The sequence below is a fragment of the Flavobacterium sp. R1_16 genome (assembly GCF_057652095.1).
Map to the genome: position 1 here is coordinate 74,677 of NZ_JBYFCG010000007.1, position 13,272 is coordinate 87,948.

4 protein-coding genes are annotated in these 13,272 nt (G+C 35.3%); all 4 read left to right on the forward strand.

The features are described from left to right. The first annotated feature begins 151 nt into the window (after window positions 1-151). The 4 genes from AC23L6_RS11400 (at window position 152) to pafA (ending at window position 13,258) form a co-directional block, all read left to right on the forward strand. Window positions 152-8,659: an Ig-like domain-containing protein gene (locus AC23L6_RS11400; protein ID WP_487562527.1), complete on the forward strand. Its 8,508-nt coding sequence runs from the start codon at window positions 152-154 to the stop codon at window positions 8,657-8,659. Between the two features lie 12 nt (window positions 8,660-8,671). After that, the gene (locus AC23L6_RS11405; protein WP_487562526.1) at window positions 8,672-9,622 is read left to right on the forward strand and encodes a PorP/SprF family type IX secretion system membrane protein; all 951 of its coding nucleotides are present in this window, start codon (window positions 8,672-8,674) and stop codon (window positions 9,620-9,622) included. Window positions 9,623-9,633: 11 nt separating this feature from the next. Beyond that, complete coding sequence (locus AC23L6_RS11410; RefSeq protein WP_487562525.1) at window positions 9,634-11,514, forward strand: OmpA family protein; 1,881 nt, start codon at window positions 9,634-9,636, stop codon at window positions 11,512-11,514. A gap of 133 nt (window positions 11,515-11,647) precedes the next feature. Then, complete coding sequence (pafA, locus tag AC23L6_RS11415; protein ID WP_487562524.1) at window positions 11,648-13,258, forward strand: alkaline phosphatase PafA; 1,611 nt, start codon at window positions 11,648-11,650, stop codon at window positions 13,256-13,258. Window positions 13,259-13,272 lie beyond the last annotated feature (14 nt).

A 13,272-nucleotide genomic window follows, 5' to 3' on the forward strand; every position in this document is an offset into this window, starting at 1 on the left:
TCAAAATTTTATGATTGATTTATTAACTAATATTATCTATTAAATTTAGGCAAGTTTTTTTTGTTGAGTAAATAAATTTTCAGGTTACCGTAAAAGTTTTTATTCGCTGTTGTCTATTTTGTCTTGTTAATTTGTCAATATAGTTATGCTTATGAGAATTAGTACTCTTGGTAGAAAAAAAATATTTCAAGTCTTTGCATTTTTAGCTTTTTTTGCTGGCTTGACAAAATCCTTAGCACAGTGTCCTACTGTTACAAATCCGATTCAAACTTTTTGCGATATTCAATCTCCAACAGTTGCAAATCTTGTTGCGACTAATAATGGAGGAGGTGTTAGATGGTATGCAAATGCTACAGGAGGCGCTGCTTTATCAAATGCTTCGGGGTTGATTAATAACGAGGATTATTTTGCTGATGATAATACTGGTTCGTGTGGAGTTAGGCAAAAGGTTACGGTTACTATTTATTCTGCCCCAACTGGACAGAACTTTCAAGGAGTATGTGTTGATGTAGCTGCGGATGCAAAAATATCAAGTCTAATAGCAGCAGGAAATAATGTGAAATGGTATGATACTCCTAATGGGGTAGTGGCTTTATCTCCTTCGACTGTTTTGACTGATAACAAAATTTATTATGCAAGTCAGACAAACCCGAATACGGGTTGTGAAACTTCGAGACTTAATGTTTTTGTAAATGTTGGGGTGGTGCCTTTACCAACAGGTGACCCAACTCAAGAATTTTGTAATATACCTGGTAGTCCACCAACGCTTGCTGATATAGTAGCTACAGGTAGTAAAATATGGTATCCAACATCCTCATCAGCTTCGCCTTTGCCGCTATCGACGATTTTAGTTGATGGTCAGAGTTATTTTGCTACGAGTACAGATCCACCTTGTGAAAGTTTATCAAGATTTGAAGTTGCTGTTACCTTACTTAAACCTAATGATGCAGGTACAAATGGAAGCAGAAGTATTTGTGTGTCAAATTTAACAACAACTCCACCTTTTGATTTGTATAATTTGTTGGGTGGAACTCCTGACAAAACAGGTACTTGGTCGGGTCCATTGTCAACGGTAAATGGTTATCAGGGTACAGTAAATGTTTCATCGTTAACATTGGCAGGTAGTCCATACACTTTTACTTATACTGTTACTTCTGCTTCGTGTGCGCCTGCTACATCAACGGTTGTAATTACTGTACTTCCATTACCTACTGTGAGTATAGCTTCAAATTCAACGTTGTGTTCTGGTTCTAATGGCACAATAACCTTCACTGGAACTCCTAATGCGACAGTGACATATACGGTCAATGGTGGAGCAAATCAAACAATAGTTTTAAATGCATCAGGAACTGCAACCATAAATAGAACTTTTTCTTCTACAACGACTTATTCTTTAGTTAGTGTGGCTTCCTCAGGTTCACCTAGTTGTAGTCAAGTACAATCAGGTAGCGCTACAATTACAGTTTTACCCTTGCCAACAGTAACAATTTCTTCTAACTCAACAATTTGCACAGGTTCTTCGGCCTCAGTTACTTTTACGGGTACGCCAAATGCAACTGTAACTTACACTGTTAATGGTGGAAACAATCAAACAATTGTATTGAACAGTTCAGGTACAGCTACAGTTACAAATACGTATAATGCTACAACTACTTTTTCGTTAGTGAGTATTGCATCGGCTACAAACCCAATTTGTAGTCAAGTACAATCAGGTACTGTAGTAATTACAGTTATACCGCAACCTACAGTTACGATATCGGCTAATCAAAGTATATGTCCAAATGGCTCTGCAACGGTTACCTTTACGGGTACACCAAATGCTACTGTTACCTATACTATAAATGGAGGTAGTAATCAAACTATTTTGTTGAATGCTTCCGGTTCTGCAAGTATAACAAATACTTATGCGGTAAATACTGTTTTTAGTTTAGTTAGTATAGCTACAGGGACTACGCCTGTTTGCGCAAGACCTCAATCAGGAACCTCTACAATAACTATATTACCGTTACCATCTGTTGTAATTTCATCAAATTCGACAATATGTTCAGGGTCAAGCGCTACTGTAACATTCACAGGGACTCCTAATGCTACAGTAACGTATAAAGTTAATGGAGGAAATAATCAAACTATAGTTCTGAATGCTTCTGGTACTGCATCTTTAGTAAATACCTATAATGCATCTACAACTATTTCTTTAGTTAGTATAGCTTCTTCGGGTGTTCCTAGCTGTAGTCAACCTCAAGTAGGAACAGTAACAATTACGGTAATTCCATTACCAACAGTTACACTTTCTAATAATGTTAGTGTTTGTCCTAATGGTTCAGCTACGGTAACTTTCACTGGAACTCCAAATGCTACTGTAACTTATACAGTAAATGGAGGAGCTAATCAAACAATTGTATTAAATAATACGGGAACTGCAACTATCACAAATACATATTCTTCTACTACAACTTATAGTTTAGTTAGTATTACCTCTGCAACTAATCCGGTGTGTTCACAACCTCAAACTGGTTCTGTGACAATAACCGTAATACCTTTGCCTACTGTTGTAATTTCTGGAAACACGACTGTGTGTCCAAATGGATCTGCAACGGTTACTTTTACTGGTACACCAAATGCTACCGTAACTTATAAGGTTAATGGTGGTAGCAATCAAACCATACTTTTGAATGCCTCAGGAACAGCAACTTTAACTAATACGTATTCAACAACTACAGTATTTTCATTGGTAAGTGTCTCAACATCTGGAATTCCTTCATGCAGTCAATCTCAAACAGGTTCTGTGACGGTGACGGTAAAGAATTTGCCAATTGTTTCGATTGCAGCAAACACCGATATTTGTGTAGGAGGTTCAGCAACAGTGACTTTTACAGGAACTCCAAATGCCACTGTAACTTATACAGTAAATGGTGGAAATAATCAGACTATTGTATTAAACAATTTAGGAACTGCAAGTATAACAAATACCTACTCATCGACAACAGTTTTTGCATTAGTTAGTGTTGCTTCAAATGGTACACCAAATTGTAGTCAGCCACAAACAGGAACGGCAACAATTAGAGTTTTACCTTTACCCACAGTTACAGTATCCTCTAATGCAACAATATGTTCAGGTTCAAGTGCGACAGTAACTTTTAATGGAACACCTAATGCAATTGTAACTTATACAGTAAATGGTGGTAGTAATCAAACAATTGTATTAAATAATACAGGAATTGCAACAATTACAAATACGTATTCCTCGACTACGATATTTACTTTAGTAAGTGCTACTTCGCTTGGCTCACCAGGATGTGTGGTACCGCAAACAGGTTCGATAACAATTACTGTGAAACCTATACCAATAGTTAAAATTTCTTCAGATACAACTATTTGTTCAGGTTCTCCTGCTACGGTAACTTTCACTGGTACACCCAATTCAACTGTGACATATAATGTTAATGGAGGAGCTAATCAAATAATAGTATTGAATAATTTAGGAACTGCTACAATAACTAATACTTATTCTGTAACTACCACCTATAATTTGGTAAGTTCGACTTCTCCAGGTAATCCTGCCTGCCCGCAACCTCAATCTGGAAAAGTGACAATTACGGTTTCGCCTCTTCCTATTGTGACTATTTCTTCAAGTCAAGAAATTTGTTCAGGTTCAAGTGCCACTGTAACATTTACGGGTACACCAAACGCTACGGTTACTTATTTAGTGGATGAGGAAGATACAGCAACAATAGTTTTAGATGCTTCTGGTAAAGCTGAAATCACAAAAACATATACAAAAGGCTCTTCATACACATTAGTCAGTGTTGCCTTCTCTGGTGGTTTAGGTTGTACTGTGCCTGTATCAGGGGAAGTTATTATTGATGTTGTTCCTTTGCCAGTTGTTAGTATAGAATCTGATGTGACTACCATATGTTCTGGTTCTAGTGCAACCGTTACTTTTATAGGTACACCCAATTCAATTGTTACTTATACCGTTAATGGAGGAAGTAACCAAACGATAACCTTAGATGATTCTGGAACTAATTCAATTATAGGTACATATACAGCTACTACAACTTTTACATTAGTAAGTGCTGCTTTATCTGCAAATTCTAGTTGTAGTCAACCTCAAACAGGAGAAATTATCATTAATGTTGAACCTCTCCCTTTTGTAACAATCTCGTCAAACACAACAATATGTATAGGTTCAAGTGCTACTGTGACATTCACAGGAACTCCTAATGCTACAGTTACTTACACCGTTAATGGTGGAAGTAATCAAACTATAGTATTAGATAGTCAAGGTGTTGCTACTATAGTAGATACCTATTCTGTTAATACTGTATATTCTTTGGTAAGTGTGGCTTCTGCTTCTACACCAGTTTGTATTCAACCACAAACAGGTTCTATGACTATTACGGTTTCTCCTCCTCCAACAGTTAGCATTTCGTCAAGTCAAACAGTTTGTTCAGGATCGACAGCTACAATCACTTTTACGGGCACACCTAGTGCTACAGTTACTTATTTGTTGGATGAAGAAGATACTGAAACCATAGTTTTAGATGCCTCTGGTACAGCTACGATTACAAAAATATTTACAAAAGGTTCCTCATATACATTAGTTAGTGTTACCTCTGCGGGGAGTTCAGGTTGTACATTACCAATAGTTGGTGAGGTTATTATTGATGTTGTTCCGTTGCCAGTTGTTAGCATTGAGTCTGATGCAACAACAATATGTTCTGGTTCTAGTGCAACTGTTACTTTTATAGGTACACCAGATACAATTGTTACTTATACAGTTAATGGAGGGAATAGCCAAACGATAACCCTGGACGATTCTGGAATGAATTCAATTACAGGCACTTATACTGCTACTACTACTTTTACATTAGTAAGTGCCGCTTTATCTGGAAATGCAAGTTGTAATCAGCCTCAGTCTGGAGAGATTACAATTAATGTTGAACCACTTCCTACAGTTACGATAGCATCAAACAAAACAATTTGTTCAGGTGAAAATGCATCAATAACTTTTACAGGTTCGCCAAATGCTACGGTAACTTATACTGTTAATGGAGGGAGTAATGAAACTATTCTTTTAGACAATTTGGGTTCAGCAACCTTGAGCAATACCTACACATCAACTGTAGTCGTTTCTTTAGTAGCTATTGCCACTACTGGTACTCCAGGTTGTAGTAATCCTCAAATAGGCTCAGTAACAATTACTGTATTACCATTACCGATTGCTACAATTTCAGCTGATGCAAGCGTGTGTTCTGGTTCCGATGCGAAAATTACTATTTCTGGAACTCCAAATGCTACAGTAACTTATACAGTAAATGGAGGAAGTAATGAAACAGTAGTTTTAGATTCTAATGGTACTGCAATAATCAGTTCGCCAATAACAGCTACAACAATATATGGTTTAGTTAGTGTAAAGGATTCAGGAACTCCAAGTTGTAGTAAACCATTAACAGACGCTGTTACAATTTCTGTAAATCCGTTGCCTACTGCAACAGTTACTTCAAGTCCAACCGTTTGCTCAGGTACAAATACTACTGTAACATTTACTGGGACACCAAATTCAATTGTTACCTATACTATCAATGGAGGTAGTAATCAGACGATTGCTATAGGACCATCTGGTAGTGCTGTTTTAAATACTTCATTAAACGTAACTTCAACTTATAATTTGGTAAGTATCACTTTAGCAAGTCCTCCAAGTTGTACACAATTGTTGTCGACATCAACAACATCAACCGTTACACAACCTCCAGTTGCTGGTAGTAATGCTAGTCTTTCAATTTGTAGCGAAAGTAGTCCACAAGATTTATTCTTGTTATTAGGTTCAAATGCACAGCCAGGAGGAACTTGGTCTCCAACTTTAGCAAGTGGAACAGGTGTTTATAATCCATCACTTGATAGTGCAGGGTCGTATGTGTATACTGTAGCGGGTACTCCACCATGTGTGAATGATACAGCTTTAGTTACTGTTACTATTGTGCCTGCTGCAAATGCGGGAACCAATACACAAGTTGATTTGTGCTCAAATGCGGATAGTGTTGATTTAATAACCCTTTTAGGTGGTACACCTCAATCTGGAGGTACATGGTCACCAGCTTTGACAAGTGGAACAGGAATTTTTGATCCTTCAAAAGATAAAGCGGGAACATATACATACACAGTTGGTGGTTCGGCTCCTTGTTTGAATGCTTCTTCGACTGTTACAATTACAATTATTCCCGGACTGAATGCAGGAAATTCTGGAAGCGCTACATTTTGTTTAGATAGTACACCAAAAGATTTGTTTTTGAGCTTAGGTGGTACCCCACAAGTAGGAGGAACATGGTCTCCAGCTTTAGCTAGTGGAACAGGAGTTTTTAATCCAGCAATTGACAAAGCAGGAATTTACACCTACGCTTTTAGTGGTACTGATCCTTGTTCAAATGATTCAGCTACGGTAACTGTTACTGTGAATCCGCTTCCAGATGCAGGTGAAAATGCAACAGCTAGTATTTGTTCAAATAATGACCCACTGGATTTATTTACTTTTCTTGCAGGAACTCCACAAGTTGGAGGTACTTGGACACCCTCTTTGGCTAGTGGAACAGGAATATTTAATCCTGCAGTTGACAAAGCTGGAGATTATACTTATACGGTAGGTAACCCATTCTGTAACCCCGATTCAGCAGTTTTAACAGTAAATATTGTTCCTGGACCAGATGCAGGAGTTTCAGGAAATGTTACTTTTTGTGTTAATAATGCACCACAAGATTTATTTTTAAGTTTAGGGGGTATACCACAAGTCGGGGGTACTTGGTCACCAGCATTGGCGAGTGGAACGGGATTATTTAATCCTGCTGTAGATAAGGCTGGCGTTTATACCTATACTTTTGCTGGGAATCAACCTTGTGATGATGATACAGCAACAGTTACAGTAAAAGTAGACCCAATTTCAAATGCAGGAACTTTTGTTGGAACACAAAATGTATGTAATTCTGCAGGAACTTTTGATTTATTTACCTTACTTTCTGGAAATCAAACAGGAGGAGTTTGGACAGATGTTAATAATCAGACGATTTCAAGTCCTATAGATGTTTCAAAATTGAGTCCTTCTACTTATAGCTATACCTATACTGTTACAAATTCATGCGGGTCTGATAGTGAGACAGTGCAATTTACTATACTTACTAACCCAGTTTTAGCTGCTGCTAATATTGCCGTTTCTTCATCCAATTGTAAAGGGAATAATGTAACGGTTACCTTGTCTAATATGGTGGATGGTAACTATACTATTAATTACAATTTATCATTAGCGAATGTTTTAGCCAATCAAAATGCTAATGTAAACATTGTTAATGGTTCTGGTGCTTTTACTATCAATGCTACAGATATTCCAAATATTGGTACCACAAGAGTAACTTTTTTAAGTATAACAAATGTCACCACAACTTGTATTACTTTAATTAATCCGAATGTAAGTGCCGATTTTATATTAAAACCAAGTTCAAATTTGGAAAATAAAAACATAGTTATTTCCGATATATGTTTAGGAAGTCCACTAAAAGTTGATATTTCGGGAGCAACTTCCGGATTAGCGGATGGTAATTATCAGTTTGTTTATAGTATTCCTAATGCTACTCCAGCTACTGGAAATTCAGGAATAGTGACAATTGCAGGTGGTACAGGTCAATTTACGGTTCCAGCTTCTTATTTTACAAACGCAGGTGATTATACTTTTACGATTACTTCAATTACAAATCTTACTTCAGGATGTAATAATCTTAATGAAGACGCTACTACTGCTTTTCAAGTATTTCCAATTCCTGATGCATCCGGGGCAACACTTAATGCAGCTTCAGCTTGTTTGAATTTTTCTAATGAAGTATTCATTACAGGAGCTACTAATTTAAGTGATGGAATATATACCATTGCTTATCAGTTATCTGGAGCTAATAGTTCGAATTCAACTGCTACAGTTACTTTTGCGAATGGAAGAGGAAGTTTTATACTACCAGCTGCCGATTTGAATGCTTCTGGAAATGTAACCATTACTGTGACTCAGCTTACTTCAAATGTCAGTCAGTGTGGGTCATCGGCAAGTACCATTAGTCCATTTACTTTTGCTGTTACTGAATTAGAAACTCCTGAAATTGTTCCAAACGGTAATGAATTTTGTGACGCTGATAATCCAACCATTGCTGATTTATCTGACAATATTACTTCTGACGGAACGGTTGTATGGTACGATGCTCCTTCAGATGGACAACCATTTAATAGTACAGATTTACTAGAAGATGAAAATACCTATTATGGAGCCATACGCTCAGCATCAGGTTGTGAAAGTACAAATCGACTAGCAGTAACTGTTGACTTAAATAAATGTGATGATATTTTAATTCCCGATGGATTCTCTCCAAATGGAGATAAAGTAAATGACGAATTTGTAATTAAAAATATTGAAAATAAATATCCAAATTTCAGATTAGAGATTTACAACAGATACGGTGCTATTCTTTATAAAGGAAATAGAAACACACCAAATTGGGATGGAACTACCACACAAGGGGGAATTAAATTTGGAGATTCTAAAGTTCCAGTAGGTGTATATTTCTATATTTTAGAATTCAATGATGGTAGCACTAAACCAAAACAAGGCCGACTTTATTTAAGTAGATAAATGAAATACAAGATGAAAAGAAGAAATTTTAAATATTATTTTGTTCTCATAGGCATTTTTCTAGTTTCTACTCTAGTAAAAGCGCAACAAGATCCACAATATACACAGTATATGTATAATATGAATGTAATAAATCCTGCCTATGCTACAGATAATTCTGGAGTCATCAATTTGGGAGGATTATATAGAACGCAATGGGTAGGCGCTGTAGGTGCACCAAAAACAGCAACCTTATTTGCACATTCGCCTATTGCCAAAAAAGTTGAAATGGGAGTGTCTTTTATTAACGACGCTATCGGAGATGTAGTAAATGAGAACAATATCTACGTGGATTTTGCCTATGTGTTGCCTGTTTCTGATAAAAATAAATTATCATTTGGTTTAAAAGGAGGAGCAACTTTCTTCAATACTAATTTTAGTGGATTTCAATTTACAGATCCAGATTTTGATTTTGCTTTTGAAAATAATATCAACGAAGTTTTTCCGAACATTGGAGTTGGAACATTTTTCTTTGGAGAAAATTATTATTTAGGATTATCAGCTCCAAATTTGCTAACCACAAAACACATTAATAGTAAAAATGGAATTAAAACGACAGGGGTTGAAGAAATACATTACTTTTTTACAGGTGGTTATGTGTTTGATTTAAATTCCAATTTAAAATTCAAACCAGCATTCATGACCAAAGCAGTTTCAGGGGCTCCTTTATCTGTAGATGTAACAACTAATTTCTTGATAAATAATAAATTAGAATTAGGTGCGGGGTATCGATTTGATGATTCGGTTAGCGGATTAGTAAATTTTTATGTTATGCCGAATTTACGTGTTGGCTATTCCTACGATTATACTCTGTCTAATTTAGGAAGGTATAATTCAGGAACTCATGAGATATTTTTATTATTTGATTTAGATACGTCAAGTTTATCATCCAAAGGATTCGAAAAATCACCAAGGTTCTTCTAATAGCGAAAAAAATGAGAAAATACTGTTATATACTTTTTATATTTTGTTTTAGTTTCACCTTATTTGCCCAAAAAGCAACCGAGAAAAAAGCTAATGCACTATTTGAAAAAAGAGCTTACGTTAAAGCTGCAGAAATGTACGAGCAGCTAAAAGAAAGTCAGGAGATATTGCAAAATTTGGGGGATTGTTATTATAACAATTCTCAGATGATTGATGCCGTTCGTGTGTACGGGAAACTATTTTTAACCTATAAGGATAGTGTAGCCCCAGAATATTATTTCAAGTATGCTCATTCTTTATTAGGAACTGCTGATTATACTAAGGCTGATAACATAATGGGTGAATATTTGAAATATGAGATAAGCACTCCCAAGTTTATCGCCAATCTTGTTACTAATGTTCCTTACAACTATGAAATACAATTGATGTCTAAAAATACAACCAATGGTGATTTTGGAATGTCATTTTATGGAGATAAAGTAGCATTTGCTTCCTTGAGAAGCTCAGAATCTAAATCATTTGGTTGGAATGAAAAACCCTATTTAGATTTATTTAGTGCTAATGTTAGTGACAAAGGGTTATTGGCCAATGTCGAACCCTTTCCAAAGGAAATCAATACCAAAACACACGAAAGTTCAGCAACTTTTAGCTCCGATGGTAGAATTATGTATTTTAACCGTACAAATGATAAAAAAGTTAAGATAGGTGATGAAAAAATAGCTGTAATTAAAATTTTCAAAGCAGAATTTGTAGATGGAAAATGGACTAATGTAAAAGAGCTACCGTTTTGCAGTGATACCTATTCGACAGAGCATCCCGTTCTGAGCAAGGATGGAAAGAAATTGTATTTTTCTAGTGATATGCCAGGAACATTAGGTTCATTTGATATTTTCGTGGTTGATGTTAATGAAGATGGAACTTTTGGACAACCACAAAACCTTGGTAAAGCTGTGAACACGATTCACAGGGAACAATTTCCTTTTATATCAGATGACGGAACGGTTTTATATTTTGCCTCTGATGGACATCAAGGAATGGGAGGACTGGATATTTTTATGAGTAAATCCTATGATGGTGTTTTTGCAAAACCATTAAATTTAGGCGAAACAATAAATAGCAATCTTGACGATTTTGCCTACGTCGTAGATGAAAAAAAGAACAAAGGGTATTTGTCATCAAATCGCAAAGGAGGGGATAACTTATACAGTTTTACAAGAACAGAAAACGAAAATCGTTTTGTAGTTGAAGGTGAAGTAAAAGACAAAAACACACAAAATCCATTACCAGGTACTCTAGTGGCACTGTACGATGAAAATAACATATTAATTGGGCAGATGGTTGTAGGAGCTGACGCAGACTATATTTTTAGTACAGAGCCTAACAAAAAATACAGAATCGAAGCAGTAAAGGATTTTTACATTCCTCACAGTGAAGAATTTGTTACCAATGAAGATGGAAAACTTCGCTACACCATAGAATTATTCATGGAATGTTATGATGATGCCGAAGAGATTATAACCAAACGTCAAGATGGTAAAGTACAAATTGTACTTGAAAATATTTATTTTGATTTGAATAAATGGGATATTAAAGATGATGCTGCAAGAATATTAAATGTGTTAGTAGATTTATTAAATAAATATCCAGTGATGGAAATCGAAATTGATGCGCATACAGATTCACGTGCTTCAGATACTTATAATCTAATGCTTTCAAATAAAAGAGCTGCTTCATCATTAGAATATTTAGTTAAAAGCGGTATTAAACGAAAAAGACTGCGCTCTAGAGGTTTTGGAGAATCCGTTCCTCTAATCAAATGTGGTAAAACAAAAGTTTGTACAGAACAAGAACACTCCATTAATAGACGATGCGAATTCATAATCTTGAAATAAATAAAATGCCACTTTCAAAGTGGCATTTTAATTTTAATTTAACTTCGATAAAGCTCAAAGCAAATACTATATCATAATATTTCTATTATCTTTACAACCAATATTTCCTGATTCATATAATTTAAACTGTCTTATGAAAAAGTTTTTCATCTATTTTTTTTGTCTTACATTCTTAACTAACTATGCTCAAAATAAACCAAAACTGGTTGTCGGAATTGTAGTTGATCAAATGAAAATGGAATATTTATACCGTTTTCAAAACGATTTTTCAGAAGGTGGTTTTAAGCGATTACTGAATGACGGCTATACATTTCATAACATGCATTATAATTATATGCCAACGTATACTGCCCCAGGGCATGCTTCAATTTATACAGGAACTACACCTTCAGTTCATGGTATAGTAGGGAATGAGTGGTTCAGTAGAAAATTAGGTAAAGAAATGTATTGTACCGATGATGATTCTGTAAGTACTTTGGGTAATGCAAAAGAAAAAGAGGGAAAAATGTCTCCTAAAAACTTACAAAGTACCACCATTACTGATGAGTTGAGAATGGCGACAAATTTTAGAGGAAAAGTAATTGGAATAAGTATCAAAGATCGTGGTGCTATATTGCCAGCTGGACATTTCGCAAATTGGGCTTTTTGGTACAGTAAAACAGGAGATTTTATCTCAAGTACTTTTTATGGTGATAAATTGCCTGATTGGGTTACCGAATTTAATCAAGAAAAGCGTTACATGTCCTATATTAACAAAGGTTGGGATTTGTTAAAACCTAAGGCAACATACGATGAAAGCCTAGTTGATGATAATCCGTATGAAGGAAAATTATATAATAGTTCAGCACCAGTTTTTCCTTATAATTTAAAAGAAATGTACGAGAAAAATGATGCTGGAGTAATACGTACCACACCATTTGGGAATAATCTTTTAGCAGATTTTGCTGTAAAAGCTATTGAAAAAGAAGAGTTAGGTAAAGATGAGATTACTGATTTTCTTGCAGTTAGTTTTTCTTCCACAGATTACATAGGACATCTCTTAGGACCTCGTTCGATGGAGTTGCAAGACACCTATTTGCGTCTAGATCAAACTATAGCGGATTTTCTTATATATCTTGATAAAACAATCGGAAAAGGTAATTATCTTGTTTTCTTAACTGCTGACCACGCTGGAGCTGAAAATGTTACTTTTTTGAAAGATCATAAATTAAATGTAAAGAGTGTTGAGCCTAAAGAAATAAGAAAGGCGTTGAGGAAATTTTCAACTGATACCTTTGGAGAAGATGTGTTATTGAATTATTCTAGTTTTAATCTCTTTCTTAACAAAGAAATTATTAAGAATAAAGGATTAGACGTATCAAAAGTAAAAAGTGCATTCAAAGATTTTTTAATGACCCAAGAACAGGTAAAAAGAGTATATACAGAGGAAGAAGTTGTAGCTTCAGGTACTGATTTTTATCTTAATGCCATTTCAAATGGATACGATGTGACTCAAAATGGTGATTTGGTTGTACTCGATAAACCAGGCTATATCGAATATCAGGGAACGGGAACTTCACATGGAACGATTTATAGTTATGACACACATGTTCCTTGTATTTTTTATGGATGGAATATCAAAAAAGGAGAATCTCATGACAGAAAAGTAATTACAGAAATTGCTCCAACACTTTCACAATTGCTTAAAATTCCTTTTACTAACGGAACAGAAGCTAAGGTTATGACGGAGGTTTTAGGAAAGTAATTTAGATTTTTTTA

What these genes read in the sequence shown, in the direction of transcription:
- AC23L6_RS11400 (WP_487562527.1), top strand. Translation starts at nt 152, where the DNA reads ATGAGAATTAGTACTCTTGGTAGAAAAAAAATATTTCAAGTCTTTGCA.
- AC23L6_RS11405 (WP_487562526.1), top strand. Translation starts at nt 8,672, where the DNA reads ATGAAAAGAAGAAATTTTAAATATTATTTTGTTCTCATAGGCATTTTT.
- AC23L6_RS11410 (WP_487562525.1), top strand. Translation starts at nt 9,634, where the DNA reads ATGAGAAAATACTGTTATATACTTTTTATATTTTGTTTTAGTTTCACC.
- pafA (WP_487562524.1), top strand. Translation starts at nt 11,648, where the DNA reads ATGAAAAAGTTTTTCATCTATTTTTTTTGTCTTACATTCTTAACTAAC.